The sequence below is a fragment of the Oribacterium asaccharolyticum ACB7 genome (genome assembly GCF_000238075.1).
GTDB classification, from domain to species: Bacteria; Bacillota; Clostridia; order Lachnospirales; family Lachnospiraceae; genus Oribacterium; species Oribacterium asaccharolyticum.
The window spans coordinates 345,070-365,009 of sequence record NZ_JH414506.1; the positions used below are offsets into that span (position 1 = coordinate 345,070).

The following is a 19,940-nucleotide window of genomic DNA, read 5'->3' on the forward strand; positions in this document are numbered from 1 at the left end:
CTCCTCCAAGCAAATAGTTGATTAGTTATTGCTAACTCTTTGATAAAAATCATCTGTTATTTATCTTCATTAAGCCTTTCCACCCATAATATTGAAAAACAACAATACTTCTAATATATTCGCTAACATTATCATGCGGTATATCATGAAGAACGCATTCGCATAGAGATGTAATATAGCCTTTTGTAATGACATGTACTTCAAACTCTTTAATTTCTGTGTTAATTTGCTCCTGTTTAGCATTGAAATGAATAAGCTTCCTATTTTTAGCTGTATATCTTTCAGTTATATCCTCAATAAAGTTTTCTACTTGCGACCCTTTGCTACACGCAAAAATCAACTTAAAATTATCAAAATGTGCATACATATAATCAACAAATAGCATTGTTTCTAAAAATAAATTTTCTATAATCACTTCATCATCAACTAAATCAGAGTCTATCCTAATAGTTTTTTGTTCGCTCCTTTTTTCAACATCAGAAACAACATCTAATGTGTAATTATATTCCTCTTCAATTAGAGCAAAAAATAATGCTTCCTTATTTTTGAAATGACGATAAATAGCTCCTGTAGTTACTTTTGCTAATTTAGCAATTTCAGCTACCTGTGCATTTTCGAATCCTTTGCTTAAAAATTCCCCTTTAGCACATTCTAAAATTCTATTTTTTGTTATATCAGAGCAATAAGACATATAACTCTCCCCTCCCATTTTTTATTTTGATAATCTTATTATTTTAGATAATTAAATTATCACTTTTCCAGTTTTTAGTCAATATATCACCAATCCTATAAATAATTATCTAAATCTTTTACCGGTATACCCACTCTTTTCAGAACCTTGATTTTCTCCTCTCTCCTCGCCTTATATCTTTCCTCATATTCTTTTTTCTTGCCGTTTTCTTTACGCTTTAGGTAGTTTTGATGAAGCCTGTATTTTCTCTCCCGTTCTTTTTCTTCCTCCTTTCACTCAAATTCTTCAATAAAAAAGAATTAAGCAAAACATCTTTCACTCAAATAGTGATGAAGTGTTCTTCTTAATTCTATAACTCCAGCAGCAAGTTTATATTTTCGGTATTGCTTCACTGCAAAGTGTGTAGGATCTTTCTTTTCCAATGCTTCAAAGAGTCTGTCTATCGGATTCATGTATGTTTCGTCATCTTCCCTTACTTCCGAAGCATCGACCATATCAAGGAGCGTTGCAAAGTTCTTTTCCTCTCTTGGTGCTTCGTAGAAGATATATCCGATAAGGGCTGTATAGTATAGCTTTTCGGCTTTTACCCAAAAATCTTCACCTGCTTTTTCTCCCTCGCCCTTGGTGTTTGCAATGATGGTTTGCACTAATTTTAGTATGTCTTTTTTCACTTCTAAGGTAAGCGAACGGATTGTAATGCATTAAAAATATATCCGATCAGGATAATGCCGAGGATGCATATTCCTATAAAAGTCCCCAAAAGCTTCGGCTTAATGACCTTCCTAAGCATAATCATAGAGGGAAGAGAAAGAGTGGTAACCCCCATCATAAAGGCCAGCACCGTTCCCAGCTCCGCCCCCTTCAAAAGAAGGGATTCCGCAATCGGTATAGTTCCGAAAATATCCGCATACATGGGAATCCCCACCAGAGTCGCAAGAATCACGCCGGCAGGATTTCCTTTTCCAAGTAAAGAAATAATCCAGTTCTCCGGAATCCAGTTGTGAATCAAAGAACCGATACCTACCCCTAAAAGGATATAGGGGAAAACCTTTCGAAAAGTCGTTTTCACCTGCTCGGCAGCATAAGAAAGACGCTCTTTCCGGGACAAGGTAGGGAGCGCCTGTTCCACGGGTTGCAGCTGCCGAAGAATGGGTTCTATCTCATTTTCCAAGGACAAATGCTCTATCACTAAGCCACCTAGAACCGCCAGCAAGAGTCCCAATATCACATAGACAGAGGCAATCCTTAGACCGAAAATACCGGTGAGTAATACAAGGCTTCCCAAATCCACCATGGGAGAAGATATCAAAAAGGAAAAGGAGACTCCAAGAGGAATCCCGGCTGCCGTAAATCCCATAAAAATTGGAATGGAGGAACAAGAACAAAAAGGAGTAATCGTTCCCAAAAGAGCCGCTATGATATTGGCATAGATGCCGTGAAAACGCCCCATAATCCGCTTTGTCCTTTCCGGCGGAAAGAAGCTCTGCACATAGGAAATGGCAAATATCAAAACGCAAAGGTAAACCGTGATTTTCACACAATCATAGAGAAAGAAATGGAGACTTCCTCCGATGCGACTTTCCGTAGCAATCCCAAAGTGTTCCAAAGCCTCTCGAAACAGCCGGCTTAGCCAGTCCATTCTCAAAATTTCCTCTTGTATAAACTGTATCATGCTGCTTTTTACACCTCCTTTTCTCTCTCCTATACATCACTCTTTGTGTCTTCCTGCAGATTTCTCTTTCCTTCTTCCAAAAGCCCCTCCAAATACTCAAAATCTTCTTGCAATTGCTTTTCCGGATACATCCTTCTTGCTTCCTGAATTCGCTCTGCCACTCCCTCCTTTTTTCCATAGCAGCATAGATCCATAAACAAATCCAGAATGGTAAAGTTCTTTTTATAGAATGCATTTTCTTTATATTTTCCAAAAAGAGCTTCGCTATCTTTATAAAGAGTCTCCGCCTCCTTGTAGTCCTTTAAGTAAAAATAGTTTAAGCAGAGATTCAGCCTTCTTACCATCTCTACAGAAGGCATTTTCTTTACCCTCGGTTCCAATTCCCTTAGAATTTCCACCGCTGTAGCATATTCTTTTTTCCCTGTTAATGCCGCAGTACGATTCAGCTCCGCAATAGCCCTAAGATGCTTGGATTTTACCTTGTCTCGAATCGCTGTTATCTTTTCCAGATATTCATCATACTTTGCTTCGCCAAGTAAGGGAGTTAGGTCGTTGATTTTCTTTCCGTAAAAGAAATTATAGGACAGGTTTATAATAACGCTGATAAGTAGCACCGCTATCGACGAGAAAATGTAAATGCGCATGGTTTCTTCTTCACTTAGCTGAAGCCTTAGCTTAATAAAAAGAAGAATAAGCCCGAATAAGATGCCCAGAGCGATACATATTTTTATGCTTTTACTGACTTTTTTCATATATCTCCTCGTTTAACCGGTTTAGGTAATCTGAAAACATAACTTCTGCAAGCTTTAGGATAGCAAAAATCGTATAAATGGAAAATAATGTCCTTATTTCCTCCGTGCCATTTTACGATATTCCGACGGAAAGAGTCCTGTATTGTTTTTAAAGTTTGCCGCAAATCTTCCGGCATTGGAATACCCTACAGCCGATGCTACCTGGTCAACTGTAAGGTCTGTGGAGCTCAAAAGCATTTCCGCATGACTCATACGTCGCTCTTGGATGTACTCCGAAATGGTGCGTTGATAGACATGCTTAAAAGAGGTCTTCAACTTTGTTGTACCCATACAGGCAATTCGCGCAAGCGTATCCAATGGAAGCGCCGAGTTAAAATGGTCATGGATATAGGAGGTAACATTACTTAAGGCATCCATGTCCTGCTTGGATATTTTTGTAGATAAAGTATTCTGACTATGCTTTCCATGTTCATAAACAAGCGAAACCGCTTCAGCGACCTTGGCTTCATAGAATAACTTTGCCGGTATGCCCTCTCCATTATACTCCCAAACTTGACGTAAAAGTCGGGACATCTCCGGAAAGTCAAGCGTCTGCCCGATGCGACGGAATGCCTCATTGGGAGGAAGGTAGTCATCCGGATAGCTTTCCCGCAGATATTTTTCATAATATGCGGGAAATACTTCAATTCCCACGGAACGAATCGGAATATTCTCGTGCATAATGGATTGATAAAGCGCATGCCCTCCGTGAAAGGTTTTGACACATCCCGCAGTTAAACGGCGGTAAGGGGTCAACTCCTCCCCGGACACGGAATCATAGTAAGTAATGCTTAAACACTCCGGCGTAGTAAGAGAGATAAAGTGATCCTCGAAAAAATAGAAATCATGGATTTTAATATCAAACAAATCCTTTTCTCCGTAGACCCAGTAATATCCACAAGCCAGCTCCTTTGGCGCGAGATACAATTTTCCGGCAGGGCTAAAGTTCTGTGTAGATTCACATTCAATAAAACCGCTGCGGGTAAGCCATTCTCTGTAAAATTCGTTGACTTCCATAGAATCCCCTCAAAATCATACATATCGGACATCATTTCGTACAGTTCAGGCAAACAACGCTCGACTGCATTGTTTCGCTTCTCCTGATTTTTTATACTGTTTTTGCGATTAGCGACATCTAACAATGTATTACCACAGCGTCTCTTTCATTTCAATATGTACGGTTAAGGGAGGGCATCTCTTATGACAAGCAAAAGAAAGATCAAGAAACAGAGCCTTACAATCAAGGACCTCATTACGATCGGCATTTTTTCGGCAATCATTTTCGTATGTATCTCCTTAAGCGGAGGTCCCTTTGCCATGTTCCCGGCTTTGACCTTTTATTTTCCGGTGGGCGCATCGCTTCTAGCCGGCCCGGTCTATCTTTTACTGATTGCGAAAGTACCAAAACCGGGGCCAATCTTTATCACAGGACTCTTGATGGCAATTTTCTGCTATGCGACCGGCATGCATATCGGCATGACCATCGGATATCTGGTCGGAAGCGCAGCAGCGGATCTTCTGGCATGGACCGCACGATATAAAAGTATAAGAATCAACATTCTATCCTATATTGTTTTCTGTCTCGGGGGAACCGGTTCTTATATTGCCTATTTCTTAAATCCCAAGGTCTGGGTAAGTCGGATGTTGGAGAAAGGCACACCGGAGGAGTATCTGGATAGAATGACATCCGCAGTCAACCACCGGGTTTTCCTGACCATGCTGGCAGGCACGGTTTTCGTCGCTCTTCTCAGCGGCTTTGTTGGTAGTAAACTGTTAAAGAAACACTTTACAAAAGCGGGAATCACGGCATGAATCGGAGTGCATATACAGAAAACCGATTCGGCCTGCAATTTGACCCCCGCACAAAAATCGTCCTGCTGATTCTATGCGTAATTTCAGCGACGATTGCCTCCTCTCTCCTGTATGAGAGCGTGCTTGTTTTTGCGATTACCGTATTCGGCTGTGCAAGCGGAAAAGTGCGCAAATCGCTTTTCTGCATGGCATTTTATGGCGCTTTCTATATATTAACGCTATGGATTCGATCGCTTGAAAAAGGGGTACTTTACACCGTGTTCACCTCCTGGCTCGGCTTGTTTTATACGGTCTACCCCTGTGCTTTCCTTTCGAGCATTATTCTTTCCACAACGAAGGTGAACGAGTTCCTGACTGCGATGAACAAAGCACATATACCGAAGAAAGTGCTTATTCCGCTCGCGGTCATGCTTCGCTATATTCCCACAGTTCGTGAAGACTGGGGGTATATCAAAGACGCTATGCGGCTTAGAGATGTAACGCCATCCTTATTCGGATTGCTTAAAAACCCGGCCATGACGGTGGAATGCCTTTATGTTCCTTTATTGATGACGGCTTCCAATACAGCGGAAGAACTCTCTTGTGCCGCAGTAACACGCGGGATAGAAAATCCAAAGCCCCGTACCTGCCTTCTTGCGATACGGTTCCGGTGGAGGGACCTCGTTGCCATAGTTCTTGCAGTATTCATCCTTATTTTGGGTTTTATCCGGGAAAGGATGGTGTAGCCTATGATTACGTTTCAGCATGTATCTTTTTCGTATGACTCGCATGAGGAGCAGGAAGCCGGACAGAGAACGGAGGATTTGCAGGACATCAACTTGACGGTGCATGACGGAGAATGCGTCCTTCTCACCGGAAAAAGCGGATGCGGAAAGACCACGATGACGCGCCTCATAAATGGACTTGTTCCGCATTTTTATCCCGGGAAACTTTGCGGAGAAGTTCTACTTGACGGGCGAAACATATCTGAAATGCCAATGTATGAAACGGCTTCTCTTGTCGGCTCGGTATTTCAGAATCCCAGAACGCAGTTTTTTAATGTAGACACAGACAGTGAGATTGCTTTCGGTTTGGAAAACCGGGCATTCCCAAGAGAACAGATTGAAGAAAAAGTGGCGACCGCAGCAAAGGATTTGAAAATTGAAAATCTGCGCGGAAGAAATATTTTCTCTCTTTCAGGGGGAGAAAAGCAGAAGATTGCTTTTGCCTCCGTCTATGCCATGAACCCCTCTGTTTATCTCTTGGATGAACCATCCTCCAATCTGGATATGGAATCGGTCGCTTCTTTACGTTCTCATCTTAAAATGCTGAAGTCTCAGGGAAAGACTATTTTAATAGTCGAGCACAGGCTACATTATCTCATGGATATCGCTGACCGGATTATTGTACTGAACGAGGGGAGAATAAAAAAGGATTACTCTGCGAGAGAGTTCCTAAGCCTTTCAGACGAAGAACGCCAGAGTATGGGGCTCCGAACGACGGACTTACGAAAAGAGCTACCCTTAATCACCGCGGGAAAAACGCAAGAAATAAGGCTGGAGCTGAAGAACATTTCTCTTTTCTACAAGAAAAAAACCGTGCTGGAAAATATCAACGAAAAGTTTTCACAAGGTGAGGTAATTGCCCTTGTCGGGAAAAACGGCGCAGGAAAAACAACATTTTCACGGGCTCTTTGCGGATTACATAAAGAAATAAAAGGAGATTTTCTCCGGGATGGTAGAATCCTCTCAAAAAAGATGCGGCAAAAAATCTCCTATATGGTCATGCAGGATGTGAATTATGAGCTTTTTGCAGAAAGCGTAAAGGCCGAATGCTCCTTTGGCATAAAAAACCCGGATGCCGATTTCGTCGCGGAAACAATGGCTATGCTGGAACTGACCCCCTTTAGCGAACAGCATCCCGGTACCCTTTCCGGCGGACAAAAGCAAAGACTGGCCGTCGCTGTGGGACAGATCTGCAAAAAAGAGTTGATTGTCTTTGACGAACCTACCAGCGGGCTCGATTATGAAAGCATGGAAAAGGTCGCAAAAATTGTCCGTAAACTCTCCGAACAGGGGAAAATCCTATTTATTGTGACGCATGATTATGAATTTTTTTGCAGGACATGTAGCCGTATGCTTGTTTTTTCTGATGGGAAAATACACTACGATTTACAATGCCGTGCAGAGAATAAGGAAGAAATAAGGCAGTTGTTCTTTTCCGCCGTGGGAGAAAAGAAGAGTGGAAATAAGGGAGGGAATTACTTTGCATAAGAACCGAGAAAAGCCGATAAAATTACTTCTTACATGGGCAGGAAGCGATAAATGGTACTTATTTGCCTCCGTTTTCTGTGCTTTCTTAAGCGGACTGTTTGTAATCGGACCGTATGTCGGCATTTATCACCTGATGGACGCTGTCCTCCTCGGAACACTGACAAGGAAAGGATTGACGGACTGTATTGTTCTCGTAAGTGTCACGACTGTTTTTCGCATGGTTCTCTTGGGGCTGTCCGGCGTGCTCTCACACAAAGGGGCGTACAATGCGCTGTTTCGCGTGCGCTGCATGATTATAGAAAAGCTCGCGAAAGTGCCGCTCGGATACGTTAGCGAACGGAGCACAGGCGAAATCAAAACGGTCTTGAATGAGAACATTGAGAAGTTAGAGTTATGTCTTGCCCATAACATTCCGGAGCTTGTCAGCTATCTCACCGGTCCTGTCGTGATTTTTATATACCTCATGACCGTGAACATCCCGCTGGCACTGATTTCCCTGATTCCTCTCTTTTTGGATATCCCGGTGATGATGGCGGTGTTTCAAAAAATGTCTGCCCTATTACCGGAGACCAACGCCTCTCTCGCCGACTTCAATTCCGTTATGGTCGAATATGTCCGCGGTATGCGTCTCATTAAAGCATACCGGATGGGTAGCAAATCCTTTAAAAAATTCAGAGAAGCCATTCTCGACGAAAACAGAGCATGGAACAAAATCGCGAAAAAGACCGCTCCCCTATATGCCGTATTCATCCTGCTTTTGGAGTCCGGACTTTTACTCCTTGTTCCTCTTGGCGGGAGACTTTTCCTGCACGGTTCTATCCCGGCAAGTGTATTTCTCCTCTTTTCCTACATCGGATCCTTGTATTTAACGGAACTGCTTCCGCTTCAACAGCTTTCTGGGAATTTTGCACAGGCATTTAGCGGCATGAACAAAGTCAAAGAAATACTGGCGCTTCCTACCTTTGAAGGGGGAGACGATTTCCCCGAAAGCCATGATATCACGCTAAAAGGCGTGCACTTTTCTTATGACGGGAAAATAAATGTGCTGGAAAATGCCAACCTGTCCATCCGGGATGGCGAAAAGATTGCCGTTGTAGGCGCATCCGGGGCAGGGAAAAGTACGGTTGCCGCACTGATTGCCCGTTTCCATGATGTGGACGAGGGAGAGGTTTTGATCGGAGGAAAAAATGTTAAAAGCATTCGCTATGAAACGCTCCTTCAGCATATCTCTCTTGTCTTTCAGAAGACTTTTCTGACCCGTGACTCTGTCTTTGACAATATCCGTATGGGGAGGCACGCATCTCTTACGGCGGTGCGGGAAGCTGCAAAAAAAGCGCAGATTGACGATTTCATTATGTCCCTTCCGGATGGATATGATACAAAGGTCGGAAGTTATGGTTCCCGCTTTTCAGGTGGAGAAAAACAACGAATCGCCATCGCAAGAGCCATTTTGAAAAATGCACCGATCCTGATTTTAGATGAAGCGACAAGTGCCGCAGACCCTGAAAACCAAATGGAGATTGACAAGGCGATTAAGAACCTCTGCGAAGGAAAAACCGTCATCATCATTGCCCATCGGCTTAGTGTAGTCGGCATGTGTGACAGGGTTTTGGTGGTAGAAAATCACACGATTTCCGATATGGGAACCCATGATGAACTGCTTTTACGAAACAGAAACTATCGGAAAAGTTGGGAAAGCTATGAAGCGGCAAGAAATATCCGCTATGGGAAAGGAGGAGACGTAAGATGAGAGACAATGATCTTTTCCATAAGAATCCTCGGTTTTACCTCGGTCTGCTATTGACTGTTCTGGAAGGACTGCTGTCAGGAAGTAACTACATTGTCCTTTACGCGGTGCTGAAAATGCTGTACGACGGGTCTGCCGATATAAGGAGCATCACCCGTATATCCTGCCTCGTCGGCGTAATCTTCCTAATACGGCTTGCTATTTACAGCACCGGCTATACACAGAGCCAAATCGGGGGTGCCGAAGTTTCTAAAAATATCCGTCTCGGCCTTGGCGATAAGCTGAGGAGAGTTCCACTATCCTCTTTTACGGAGAAACAGGAAGGACAATATATCCATATCATGACGGCAGATGTAAACAGTTATGAGCAGATTCTGACGCACAAACTTGCCTCCCTTGTGAAAAACGGGGTGCTGTCCGTAATCGTACTTGCTTTGATCTGTGTTCTCTATTTTCCTGCCGCAATCCTCCTGCTGTTTTCTCTTCTACTCCTCGTTCCGGAAATGTTGCTGTCGTTTCGGATTGTGGAAAAGTACGGTAAAGAAAAAAATTCCGTTACGGCGGAAGCTGTAGGACAAATCGTCGAGTACATTGACGGAATCCGGACCTTCCGTTCTTATGGAATGGGCGGTGTTAAAAACAGAAATACAACAGATGTCCTGCGTAAATTCAGCGCCGTCAGTTATCAATATGAGGCACACGGTATACCTGTTAATTTCGCTTTTAACATTTTCAATTGGCTGACTGTTCCGCTTATTATGTGGATTGGATTCATCCCTTGGCAGTCCGGGAAGATTCCCGCAATCACTTTCCTGTTTCTTTGCATGATGCCGATGGTTTTCGCTCGTCTAATCGCTGCGATTTCGGTCGATCTGTTCAGTTACAGGAATCTCCTGCTCTCTAAGACAAACATTCAAAACGTGTTGGCGGAAAAGGAAGAAGCGAAAAGCCAAGCTGTTTTTTCTCCCAAAGAGCACGACATCTCCTTTCACGATGTATCCTTTTCTTATGTGCAGGGGGAAGTGGTTCTAAAAGAAATGCGCTTCTCCATCCCGGATTGCAAGCTAACCGCAATCGTGGGGGACTCCGGCTCGGGCAAATCAACAATTCTGAATCTGATTGCGAAGTATTATGAGCCGGAAAGCGGAGAAATTGCCATCGGAGGACAATCTATCCGAAATGTCAATGCGGAAGATGTGCTGGATAGCATCTCCATGGTGGATCAGGACACCTTCCTGTTTAATGATACAGTTCGGGAAAATATACGCCATGCAAAGCCTTCCGCTACCGATGAAGAAATTGAAAAGGCCTGCCAAAAAGCGAACTGTGACCCGTTTATCCGCAAAATGGAAAAGGGCTATGATACTCCTATCGGTGAAAATGGAAATCTGCTTTCCGGCGGTGAACGGCAGCGACTTTCTATTGCTAGGGCTATATTGAAAAACAGCCCGATTCTGCTTCTTGATGAGGCAACCGCCTCTTTGGACATTGAGAATGAATTCGCTGTAAAACAGGCCATTGTACGTCTTCTGCAAGAAAACAAGACCGTTGTAATGATTGCACACACATTGTCTATTATAAAAAACGCGGATCAGATTCTCGTGCTGTCCGGTGGAAAAGTGGTGGAATCCGGAACCCATGAAAAACTTTTGGCATTGGGCGGTAAATATACTGCCATGTGGAACGCCGAACAATCGATTACGGCGTAGAGGGGGCACTGACTTTACTCTTCCGGCGTCTACTTTAGGGAACTTTATGTATTTCTTATTCGTAAAAAGTTCCCTAAAGCAGAAGAGACACTTGTGATAATCTCTGCACTAGATATACTCAAGCGGTAATGCCAATAAATTTTCTCTAAGATAGGTCTTTTTATCAATAAGACATAGAATGATTCCCATACCTCTTTTTTTATCCGGAATCTTATCCAGTACTTGATTCGTAGCTCCCATGGAAGCCTTAGGATTGCCCGACATTTTTATTTCCACCGGATACAAGATTCCATCCTCTTCAATGATTAAGTCGATTTCATTTTCACCGAAGGTATTCTTATCCTTTCCTCTATAGTAGAAGATATTAAAGCGGTAGTCTTTTCCTGCATTGGAATAGGATTTTAAAATCTCCGACACCACAAAGGTTTCAAAAATGTTTCCGGCAACCGCTGAATTTTTCAAAGCATCCGCAGTTAACCATCTGGTCAAATAACAAACAAGACCCGTATCCCGAAAATAGATCTTCGGGGTTTTGATTGCCCTGTTTAAAGCCCCCGCACTGTAAGCCTGTAAAAGAAAGACGATTCCCGTTCTTTCCAGAATAGAAATCCAGTTTTTTATGGTCGGTTCACTTACGCCAACATCTCCCGCAATGTTTTTATAATTCAGCATCTCCCCCGTTCTTGCCGCAACCGCCGTCAGGAATTTTGTAAATGTAATACTATCCGCAGCAATCAGTTCATGGATATCTCTTTCCAAATAAGTGGCAACATAGGAGGAATAAAATTCCTGCCAGTCCCTCTCTATATCATAAAGCTCCGGATAAGAACCTCGATGAATGATTTCCCAAATATTGTCATAGTCTTTCAATTCCTTCTCCCGCTCTTTGATATACTCTTCTTTGGGAACAAAGGGACGGTTGAAACGGATTTGATGAAGCTCCCGCAAGGATAAGCCGGATAACTCATAGACCGACACTCTCCCTGCCAAAGATTCGCTTACCCCCTTCATTAATTCCAGCTTTTGGGAACCGGATAGGATAAATTGTCCTCTTTCATCAGAATCATCCACCTTCAATTTAATCTCTTCCAAAATGGAGGATTCCTTCTGTACTTCATCAATAAACAAAGGACAGGGGTTGTTCAAAAAGAAAAGCTTAGGTTCCTCTTTGGCCTGCACTCTGGTTAAGCGATCATCAAAATTACTTCGGTTAAATTCAGGGAATTCCCGCTTTACCAGTGTGGATTTTCCCACCTGTCTTGCCCCTACAATCAATGTACATTTGCTGCTTTTTACCCTGCTTTTTAAAATATCCGAAATAGCTCTTGGAATATATGCCATGCCTATCCTCCGACTAATCTAAAGTATGACTTAATTATAGTCGCCATCACAGTAAAAGTAAAGCGACTAATCTAAAGTCTAATTTTAGATTAGTCGCCGTATAAAGTCTTGTTTTGTTTAAGATATTTTCAGATTATTTTCCGGATGTCTAAAAATCACTCCATTTTCATACAAAAGCCTTCTGCCGGAGTTCTTCTCTATAGTATCTTCACCATTTCTTCAATAGGTCTATACTTCTCGTGCATCGGTGCCGGCTTTGCGTCATCCGCCGCATAGCCTACAGGCATCAGACATACCAGCTTTACAGACTTTGGCAAATGAAATGCTTCTGCCGTCTCGGTATTTGGGAACCCATCCACCCATACAGAACCAAGTCCCAGCTCTGCCGCCTCAAGCATCATATGAGTAGCCACAATAGAGGCATCCTGCTGACCGGAAAGAATTCCCTCTTCCATTTCATTCCGATATTGCTCGGACTCCTCATAGCCAATCATCAGAATCGTTGGCGCATTGTACGCACATCTGGTAAGAGAACGAAGCTTTTCAATTCCTTCCGTACTTTGCACAACATAAATTCTGGCAGACTGCTTGTTTCTGGCACTGGGTGCGATATGCGCCGCCTCTAAAATCTTATCCAGCTTATCTTTTTCTATCTGCCTCTCGCTATAATTACGAACAGAATAACGACTCTTTGCCAGTGTTATAAAATCCATGATTTTCTCCCTTTCTTCTTCCTACTATATTTTGTTCTGTTCTATGAGTTCATCTCTGTTGGATATAATTTTTTTCTTACCAACTTGATTATGTCATCCTAAACAGTTAGTATATTTTCAGCAAGAACGCACTTTTTAGTAAGATACTCACTTTTCAGTAATATACTTACTTTTGGGAAACCACAATACAGTCTTGATTTTATTGACTTTTTCTATGAATTTCCGGAAGAATTTGGAGCAAAAAAAATGACAAAAAAAATTTCAAATTCAGAAAAATTGTTTCATTGTCCCGTAGAGGCAACGCTCTCTCAGATTGGCGGAAAGTACAAAATGATTATTCTCTGCCATCTCATCCACGATGGAACCTTGCGATATAATGAGCTACAAAAATATATTCCTCAAGCTACCGCCAAAATGTTGACACAGCAGCTTAAGGAATTAGAACATGACGGAATAATCCATAGGAAAGTCTACCCTGTGGTTCCGCCCAAAACCGAATATTCCCTTACGGAAAGAGGAAAAACCCTTACAGACATTATCCATTCCATGCGGGACTGGGGACGCAAGTATATGGCCGGAAGCTTTGAAGAATAAGGCGGAAATACCGCCTGTAAATAGCTTATTTGTGGACTGTAAATGAAATTTATACCTTCTCCATTTCCATAAAAAGCGCAGTTAAAGCCCTATAATCCAGATACTGCACTCCTTCCTTTCCCCCCTGAATCAGGCCTGCCAGCCTACTCTTATAATAACAGTCCATCGCCTCTTCTAAAGATAAATGCAACTCTTTTGCAATATTCTGGATCAATCTTTCTTCCAGACTTTCTTGATAAAACTGCTCTAAAGCTTCCTCTGTCATACTATCACCTCTTTTTGGGCAAGATATTCTTCAATATCTTTCACAACAAAATCAGTACTCTGTGTATGTAAAATATCATAATTCGGAATCAGGTAATAATTAAGACAGCCACTCTGTTTTAAAGCAAAATATACCCGTGCAGGCGTCTTCCTCCAACGGTTTGCGCAGGCATGAATCATATAAATAACAAAAGAAAAGATTTCCGAACTCAAAATTCCCTCCTCAAAATTTCTGCAATCTTATCAAAGGTATTTCCGTTTCGAATCGTAATTTGCTTGTAGAAATCCTGCTTCATGAGTTTTTTATGGTAGGTAGTTTTTAGATATTCCGCCTCATCCATTTTTCCCCAAAATACAGCCTGTTTCCCGACATGTACTTTCTCATTGTAAAATGTAGCGTTCTCTATAAAGTGAAGAATATCAGATTTATCCATAGTACAGGAATAAAACAAAACATCTCTTCTTGCCAACGCCTCTTCCCACCAAGCCGGTAATGCCGCTTGTTCTTCCAGATACTCTTCTTTAGTAAGCAATGCAAAGGGAATAGAAAAATCGTAGTTTGTTTCTAAGACTTTTCTTATCTTTAAGATACAAGCCTCAAGACTTTCCGCACTACCAAAAAACAGATTGCCACTATTGATATAGGACTCCGGATTTTCAAAGCCTGCAAGGAATAAAGCTTCTTTTAACGCACTCATAGAAACTTTATTCTTACCGCCCACATTGATGCCCCGAAGGAAAAGTATATATTGCAAGAAACTGCCTCCTTAATTTTAGTGTTTCTTCTTCCATAACGACCCCAGCAAGATACCGATTGCAGAGATTATCGCTCCAACTACAATCATTCCCCAGTCCGGGGCATTGATCTTGTTAGCGGCAATGTTGTTTGCCATTTTAAATGTACCATATTCAGCCAGCATATACATTAGGCCAAAGAAAAGGGTACATCCCCATTTTCCTTTTCCCCAAAAATCATTTTTCCCAATCAGCACAGACTCAACAAATGTTGTTACCGGAAGGATAATCCAAAGGTACATTAAACTGTAGCCCATAGCATCACTTCCGCTTGTAAAAAACCAAAACACAATCATGCTAAGCGCCCAAATCAATAGATAAGAAAGTATGATAACGATTTTATTTCTAATATTATGCTCCATGCTACTGCACCTCCCTGGCATTTTTATTGTAGGGAAAATGCCCCCTGTCGTCCAGCAAATGGCTTTTACATCACTTATAGCGTGTGTCAAAATCCTTTTACATTGTCCCTTTATTGCTTTAATTTACCGCTAATCTCTTTAAATACTTCTTTTTTGATCTTCCAAATCCCTGAATAGGGTTGTTCAGCATAGGTCTTATTTCTATTTTCATATAGATAAACGACCTCCCAGTTCCTTTCCGTATTGTTATAATAAAAGCTAACAGCCAGAAATTTTTTAATGTTTGCAGGCTGTTCATGATAACTTTCCCCTCCTGTATCTTTAGTATTTTCTTTGATGTCCTTCACGATTTTAGCTATTTCATCCTGTTCCGTGATTTTCACAGTATTTCCGGAAGGATTTTCCGTGATTTCAATTTCCGTTATGTCCTTTGCCTCCGGCAAGCTGATTTCCTTCTTCGCTCCGCAAGCTGTTAATACAAAAATGAAAATAAAAGCTAACGCGATTCCCATATACTTTTTCATGTTTTTTCTCCACAAATTCACTTAATTCTCTTTTGAATATCTTCAACCGAGGGCAACTGCTCTTCCAGGGCATCCGGCAGGCTTCGGGTGACTTTATATTCACTCACACCAATCGGCTTTGAAATGTCCTTTAGGGAATATTCTGCAACCAAATTATTCTTGCTTTTGCAGAGCAGTAAGCCGATGGACGGATTGTCTTCCTCTTTCTTTAGGATTCCATCTACTGCAGACAGGTAGAAGTTCAGCTGACCGGCATATTCCGGTTTGAAATCTCCTGCTTTCAACTCGATAACTACATAACACCGCAGGTTCAGATTATAAAACAATAGGTCAATATAAAAATCATCACCCCCGACATTAAGATGATACTGATTGCCTAAAAATGCAAATCCTGTTCCAAGTTCCAGCAGAAGCTTAGTAACGTCGCGAACAAGCGCCTGCTCAATATCTCTTTCCAACATCTCCTCACGGAATGGGATAAAGTCGAACACATACGGGTCTTTCATGGTCTGCGCTGCCAACTCACTTTGCGGTGATGGCAAGCGGCTCTCAAAATTAGAAACCTTATCAACCAGCACCTGCCGCTGATATAGTCCGCTTTCGATTTGATGCACCAGCACATTGCGGGACCAGCCATTCTTTGCCGCTTCTTTCGTATACCATATATGTTCATCTGCACTCTTCAGTTTATCCATCAAGGCAATATGATGATACCAAGTTATTTGTGCAAGTGCCTCTTGCACAAATTCTCTATCTGAAAAACGAGCAGCAAATTTTGCCATATACTTTAGATTGCGAACAGAGTAACCTTTGCTTTCCGGGAACGCCATGCGAATATCGGACGCAAGGTTATCAATGAATTTGTTTCCCCAAGTTTTGTGCTCATTAATGACACAACCGATGTCATAATATAGGAGCAACATATCTGCGTTTACATGAACAGCTGCCCGATACTGCGCACTCGTAATTTCACTCTTTATCTTCTCAACAATGGAGATATACTCCGACGAATTCATTAACACTCGCTTCACCTCGCTTTCAATGTAATCTGTATTTTTTACAATAATACGTTGATTTCCCGTATCCTTGCCCTTGGTATAGTCTCCTATCAAATTGCTGAACTTTTGCTCATCCAACGGTAGAAACATTGTCAGCTTTCATTAAGCTGCTATTTGCCTTCTTTGTCGCATGAACTAACAAAATAGCAGCAACTATACATATTACTTTGGATGCATTCCCTATAATTACATTATCATGGAAAGTAATTTGAGATAATGTATTCATTAGTGCATGTGTCATTACACATATCCATAAACTATTTGAATAGGCAAATAATGCCGATAGTATGAAACAGTTTGTGAATAGTCCCAACGAGAAATTAAGAACATCAACCATTGCAATGCTACCATCAATAAAAAAGAACAAAAAATGCCATACTTCCCAGCACACAAAGGTCATCATCGTCGCAACGATATAGGAAAGCTTTTTCTCTAAACAGGGCTGAAAAGAATATCTCCATCCTATTTCTTCTATTCCACCAAATAGAATGGCCTTAAAGAATAGAGTTATCGGAATCCATACATTTTCAATTTTGAATCCCTTACTTATTGCCACAGAACAAAAGTCTATAATTAAAAATACGATTACCATTGCATAGATTTTAAATGGCTGCTTTATTTTGAAAAAATCCTTTATTATACACAAAGGATTTTTCCCATTGTATTTAATTTGATAAAATACGCCCCAAAAGGCGGACGACACACCTCCAATGATAATAAAAACCATCCCCAAAAAAGAATGGTAACCTAATCCATATCCTTTTTCTTTTAGAATTCCAACCAGTACTGCAACTGCTGTTATATGAAGCAATGTTGGAAATAAAAACGCTTTAATAATTGGCTTAATATTCATTATACCTTTCTTCCATAACGCACTTCATTTACCAGTTCTTGAATATCCTCCTCACTATTTATACCCATTTCTTCTGCAACTCCCTGAAATGCAGCTTGCGCCTTTCGGATGGCAGTAGCGGAGGCATTACTAACAATAATTTCTCCATTTTGCTTTTGAAGAAATAAAAGCTTATCACCGGATTTTAATCCAAGTTGGCGGCGCACTTCTACAGGCACTGTAATCTGACCGTTTGCTGAAATTTTTGCCAAGTTCATATTTTCTTCCTTTCGCTCTTTATCTTACTTAAATTTTTTAAATTCTTTAGATTCTTTATATTCTTTAGATTCTTTAGATTCTTTAGATTCTTTAGATTCTTTAGATTTCAAGTTTTCTTTTATTATTATAAATCAAGCATTATAAAAAGCAAACTTTGAACTATTGTTCTTTAGTGAATCGATAAGAAATGCAATGCCTCTTCTCTGATTTCCTTATCGCAGGATGCATTTTCAGAAATTCCCTTCAGAATATCTAAATAGACTTCCGCTTGATCTGTTCTATTGATAAGACGATTTAGCATCCATACCGTATGTAACGTAGGCATTCTTTTTAAGGACAGAAGAAGTTCTTCTTCATATCCTTTTTTATAAAATCTCTCCACAAAATGGACGATTGGTCCGGGACTTCCAAAATCTGTCAAAGGATGCCTTTCCATGTCTATTTACACCTCAAATTTTTCTCAGACCTTCTATAGTAGTCCAAAAAATAATCAGGTCCTTCTTTCCACAGTTCGGAATCAAAATCATAAAGACATTTGCATGCATTAGAACTCAAAAGTCTATTTCTCGACTCTTCAATGGAGATATTTTCTTCTTCAGCCATATCACAAATAGCATCTGTAAGTATCATGTCTGCACATGCATTCATTTTTTCAAATGACATATTTTCTTGCCTCCTGAAATTTTAAACAGCCGATTGCTCTTTCCGTGATAGGAGCATTCCATCTTTTAGTTTCACTAAATCGCTCCCTTCGTCTTTAAAACATTACTGATATCCTCTAAATTGTGCTCATCACCATTAATATGAAAAGTGTCATAACACGACTCTATATATTGCCAGATTTTATGTTTTGAAAAAAGATCATTGGCAGCCGCCCGACTCATTCTATACTTTTGGCAGAACTCTCCTAATAATCTAATTTCCATGAAAATTATTTCGTTAATCATTAGTGTTTTTCTCCTTATACATTCAAACTTTTCGGATGAGAAGTAATTATACCATGCCTCGATTGTTTCCTTGGAATATAACTATAAAATCTTCTCACATCTCTTCAATCACTGCGATTCTATGCAAGAACACTTTCGCCAGCTCCCTTGCTTTTTCAAAGTCTTCCTTACTGAGAACCATCATCGCATAGCTGTCACTTCCTATGTCCATGGCAGACAAAACATACTCTGTCCACTCCGCATTCAGAATCTTTCCCCATCTTGGGATATCCTCTTCATCATTCAGCATTTTCTCATCCGGATTGAGATTTAGTCCGGCACTTAATTTACGCACAGCAGGAATAAAACTATCCTTCCTCGCTTTCCAATCCAGTTCTATCACTTTTCCTTTCCGCTCTAACGCGAAAAAAAGCTCTTCCCAGGCATGGTCCATATCTTCCATACTTTCATGCTTGTGCTTTTTCAGGAATCGTTGCGCTGTTTTTGGGTCTTCCAGCAGGAGCTTTGATAAGTCTTCAAATGCGGATTTTACGATTGCATCATCATTTCCTATCACTTCCGTATAAGTCTTTTCATCGGGAAGAACTTCCTTTTTCACAAATGCCCTCATAATCTTTACGGCATCGCTGTAGCTTAAGTCGGAAATAAGATATTTTTTATCCTCTATTTTCAAATATAAATTGACCAGCTCTTTGCTTTTCCCGACTACCGCTTTCATCAATGTACACCCCTTTACGGCATGGGACGGGCTTATCTCTGCATAAGTATAATATCCGTCATGCATCGCTTTTAGTGCATTGTCAATTCCGCTAATATGAAATCCATTTCTATCGTAAGCCGGGTCTTTCATGTGCCATTCTTCATAAATCTCAAAGAACACTTTCTGTATCCAATTATAGATGCTCATGATTGTTTTCCATCTCCTCTTTCGTCATTCCGGTCAACTCTTTCACCCACATCCCTACCGTATCGGAAAGTATGGAATCACAAGTATATTCCTCCATACCGTCCATATATTTGCAAGAAAATAAAGGCTCTCTTATCGCTGCTTTATAAAACTGCATTGCCACATCCTGCAAATGCTCCGGATGAAACGGAAGTGACAGTTCTTCCGCTAACGCCCCCCGAATCTTATCCCAGTCCTTATGTTCTTTATGATAATCTTCTCGAATTTTGGCTAGATAGCCTTCGCAAAAGGCTCTCAGCAAGCTTTCCCTTTGATAAATCTTCTTACAGTTAAAGTCAAATAGATTTCCTGCGTGAATTAAAAAGGTCAGAAGCTCTGCAAGACTTTCCGCAATTCTTCCCACCTCTCCTTCACTACCGATAAAGCCAATGCTTTCATCCTGTAACAACACAAATTCTCCGCCACTTGCATCATGTGCAAATGCCTTAGCTTGCATAGAATAGTTTTCATTATTCTCCATAAACTGGATTTCCTGAAGCTGCTTGTAAAAGCAAATGTCACACTCTCGCATAAGCATAGTATGAAGTTCCGTATTATTCTTGATCAGCTCCCATAAGTCCATTCCGTTTTCTCTCCTCCCCTACAAACTG

General features: G+C 41.1%; 25 protein-coding genes and 1 pseudogene. 6 read left to right on the forward strand and 20 right to left on the reverse strand.

The window, feature by feature from the left end:
• Positions 1-49 precede the first annotated feature (49 nt).
• The 5 genes and pseudogenes from HMPREF9624_RS09455 to HMPREF9624_RS09475 all read right to left on the reverse strand — a co-directional run bounded on the left by HMPREF9624_RS09455 (position 50) and on the right by HMPREF9624_RS09475 (position 4,171).
• The gene (locus HMPREF9624_RS09455) at positions 50-691 is read right to left on the reverse strand and encodes a TetR/AcrR family transcriptional regulator (protein ID WP_009537537.1); all 642 of its coding nucleotides are present in this window, start codon (positions 689-691) and stop codon (positions 50-52) included.
• A gap of 356 nt (positions 692-1,047) precedes the next feature.
• A pseudogene (locus tag HMPREF9624_RS09460) lies at positions 1,048-1,393 on the reverse strand (type IV secretory system conjugative DNA transfer family protein); the annotation flags it as partial.
• The gene (locus tag HMPREF9624_RS09465; protein ID WP_009537538.1) at positions 1,365-2,363 is read right to left on the reverse strand and encodes a permease; all 999 of its coding nucleotides are present in this window, start codon (positions 2,361-2,363) and stop codon (positions 1,365-1,367) included. The gene HMPREF9624_RS09465 and the pseudogene HMPREF9624_RS09460, both read right to left, overlap by 29 nt.
• A gap of 29 nt (positions 2,364-2,392) precedes the next feature.
• On the reverse strand, positions 2,393-3,115 hold the full coding sequence (locus tag HMPREF9624_RS09470) for a hypothetical protein (protein WP_009537539.1): 723 nt from the start codon (positions 3,113-3,115) through the stop codon (positions 2,393-2,395).
• A gap of 93 nt (positions 3,116-3,208) precedes the next feature.
• Positions 3,209-4,171: a helix-turn-helix domain-containing protein gene (locus HMPREF9624_RS09475; RefSeq protein ID WP_009537540.1), complete on the reverse strand. Its 963-nt coding sequence runs from the start codon at positions 4,169-4,171 to the stop codon at positions 3,209-3,211.
• Between the two features lie 183 nt (positions 4,172-4,354).
• Here HMPREF9624_RS09475 and HMPREF9624_RS09480 point away from each other — a divergent pair, with 183 nt between their 5' ends.
• From HMPREF9624_RS09480 to HMPREF9624_RS09500, 5 genes are read left to right on the forward strand one after another with little or no spacing between them, the layout of a single operon-like run.
• A complete protein-coding gene (locus tag HMPREF9624_RS09480; RefSeq protein WP_009537541.1) occupies positions 4,355-4,966 on the forward strand; it encodes an MptD family putative ECF transporter S component in 612 nt (203 codons plus the stop codon).
• Positions 4,963-5,691: an energy-coupling factor transporter transmembrane component T gene (locus HMPREF9624_RS09485; protein WP_009537542.1), complete on the forward strand. Its 729-nt coding sequence runs from the start codon at positions 4,963-4,965 to the stop codon at positions 5,689-5,691. The genes HMPREF9624_RS09480 and HMPREF9624_RS09485 overlap by 4 nt, the downstream gene beginning before the upstream one ends.
• A 3-nt stretch (positions 5,692-5,694) precedes the next feature.
• On the forward strand, positions 5,695-7,218 hold the full coding sequence (locus HMPREF9624_RS09490) for an ABC transporter ATP-binding protein (protein ID WP_009537543.1): 1,524 nt from the start codon (positions 5,695-5,697) through the stop codon (positions 7,216-7,218).
• Positions 7,211-8,968 (forward strand): ABC transporter ATP-binding protein, encoded by a 1,758-nt coding sequence (locus tag HMPREF9624_RS09495; protein ID WP_009537544.1) that lies wholly within the window; start codon positions 7,211-7,213, stop codon positions 8,966-8,968. Before HMPREF9624_RS09490 ends, HMPREF9624_RS09495 begins: the two co-directional genes overlap by 8 nt.
• On the forward strand, positions 8,965-10,674 hold the full coding sequence (locus HMPREF9624_RS09500) for an ABC transporter ATP-binding protein (protein WP_009537545.1): 1,710 nt from the start codon (positions 8,965-8,967) through the stop codon (positions 10,672-10,674). The genes HMPREF9624_RS09495 and HMPREF9624_RS09500 overlap by 4 nt, the downstream gene beginning before the upstream one ends.
• 108 nt (positions 10,675-10,782) lie before the next feature.
• On the opposite strand, the gene HMPREF9624_RS09505 is transcribed toward HMPREF9624_RS09500, so the two are convergent.
• On the reverse strand, positions 10,783-12,015 hold the full coding sequence (locus HMPREF9624_RS09505; RefSeq protein WP_009537546.1) for an ATP-binding protein: 1,233 nt from the start codon (positions 12,013-12,015) through the stop codon (positions 10,783-10,785).
• A 197-nt stretch (positions 12,016-12,212) separates the two neighbouring features.
• Positions 12,213-12,728, reverse strand: a complete 516-nt coding sequence (locus tag HMPREF9624_RS09510; protein WP_009537547.1) for a nitroreductase family protein — start codon at positions 12,726-12,728, stop codon at positions 12,213-12,215.
• A 246-nt stretch (positions 12,729-12,974) separates the two neighbouring features.
• Here HMPREF9624_RS09510 and HMPREF9624_RS09515 point away from each other — a divergent pair, with 246 nt between their 5' ends.
• Positions 12,975-13,322, forward strand: a complete 348-nt coding sequence (locus tag HMPREF9624_RS09515) for a winged helix-turn-helix transcriptional regulator (protein WP_009537548.1) — start codon at positions 12,975-12,977, stop codon at positions 13,320-13,322.
• A 49-nt stretch (positions 13,323-13,371) separates the two neighbouring features.
• On the opposite strand, the gene HMPREF9624_RS09520 is transcribed toward HMPREF9624_RS09515, so the two are convergent.
• The 13 genes from HMPREF9624_RS09520 to HMPREF9624_RS09580 all read right to left on the reverse strand — a co-directional run bounded on the left by HMPREF9624_RS09520 (position 13,372) and on the right by HMPREF9624_RS09580 (position 19,912).
• Complete coding sequence (locus HMPREF9624_RS09520; protein ID WP_009537549.1) at positions 13,372-13,587, reverse strand: hypothetical protein; 216 nt, start codon at positions 13,585-13,587, stop codon at positions 13,372-13,374.
• Positions 13,584-13,799: a DUF3791 domain-containing protein gene (locus HMPREF9624_RS09525; RefSeq protein WP_009537550.1), complete on the reverse strand. Its 216-nt coding sequence runs from the start codon at positions 13,797-13,799 to the stop codon at positions 13,584-13,586. The genes HMPREF9624_RS09520 and HMPREF9624_RS09525 overlap by 4 nt, the downstream gene beginning before the upstream one ends.
• Positions 13,796-14,341 carry a DUF1697 domain-containing protein gene (locus HMPREF9624_RS09530; protein WP_009537551.1) on the reverse strand — a complete coding sequence of 182 codons (546 nt, stop codon included), beginning with the start codon at positions 14,339-14,341 and terminating at the stop codon, positions 13,796-13,798. Before HMPREF9624_RS09530 ends, HMPREF9624_RS09525 begins: the two co-directional genes overlap by 4 nt.
• Positions 14,342-14,359: 18 nt before the next feature.
• The gene (locus HMPREF9624_RS09535; protein WP_009537552.1) at positions 14,360-14,743 is read right to left on the reverse strand and encodes a hypothetical protein; all 384 of its coding nucleotides are present in this window, start codon (positions 14,741-14,743) and stop codon (positions 14,360-14,362) included.
• Between the two features lie 110 nt (positions 14,744-14,853).
• Positions 14,854-15,267: a DUF5301 domain-containing protein gene (locus HMPREF9624_RS09540; protein ID WP_009537553.1), complete on the reverse strand. Its 414-nt coding sequence runs from the start codon at positions 15,265-15,267 to the stop codon at positions 14,854-14,856.
• Positions 15,268-15,284: 17 nt separating this feature from the next.
• The gene (locus tag HMPREF9624_RS09545; protein WP_036595163.1) at positions 15,285-16,283 is read right to left on the reverse strand and encodes a PDDEXK nuclease domain-containing protein; all 999 of its coding nucleotides are present in this window, start codon (positions 16,281-16,283) and stop codon (positions 15,285-15,287) included.
• Between the two features lie 112 nt (positions 16,284-16,395).
• On the reverse strand, positions 16,396-17,178 hold the full coding sequence (locus tag HMPREF9624_RS09550; protein ID WP_009537555.1) for a CPBP family intramembrane glutamic endopeptidase: 783 nt from the start codon (positions 17,176-17,178) through the stop codon (positions 16,396-16,398).
• Positions 17,178-17,435 carry an AbrB/MazE/SpoVT family DNA-binding domain-containing protein gene (locus tag HMPREF9624_RS09555; protein WP_009537556.1) on the reverse strand — a complete coding sequence of 86 codons (258 nt, stop codon included), beginning with the start codon at positions 17,433-17,435 and terminating at the stop codon, positions 17,178-17,180. Before HMPREF9624_RS09555 ends, HMPREF9624_RS09550 begins: the two co-directional genes overlap by 1 nt.
• A gap of 170 nt (positions 17,436-17,605) precedes the next feature.
• Positions 17,606-17,872, reverse strand: coding sequence for a hypothetical protein (locus HMPREF9624_RS09560; protein ID WP_009537557.1), 267 nt, complete (start codon positions 17,870-17,872; stop codon positions 17,606-17,608).
• A 2-nt stretch (positions 17,873-17,874) separates the two neighbouring features.
• On the reverse strand, positions 17,875-18,099 hold the full coding sequence (locus tag HMPREF9624_RS09565; RefSeq protein WP_009535020.1) for a hypothetical protein: 225 nt from the start codon (positions 18,097-18,099) through the stop codon (positions 17,875-17,877).
• Positions 18,100-18,173: 74 nt separating this feature from the next.
• Positions 18,174-18,383, reverse strand: a complete 210-nt coding sequence (locus HMPREF9624_RS09570) for a DUF3791 domain-containing protein (protein ID WP_009535021.1) — start codon at positions 18,381-18,383, stop codon at positions 18,174-18,176.
• Between the two features lie 94 nt (positions 18,384-18,477).
• Positions 18,478-19,290: a DUF6630 family protein gene (locus tag HMPREF9624_RS09575; RefSeq protein ID WP_009537558.1), complete on the reverse strand. Its 813-nt coding sequence runs from the start codon at positions 19,288-19,290 to the stop codon at positions 18,478-18,480.
• Entirely contained in the window at positions 19,277-19,912 is a 636-nt protein-coding gene (locus HMPREF9624_RS09580) for a hypothetical protein (protein ID WP_009537559.1), read from the reverse strand. Before HMPREF9624_RS09580 ends, HMPREF9624_RS09575 begins: the two co-directional genes overlap by 14 nt.
• Positions 19,913-19,940: the final 28 nt, after the last annotated feature.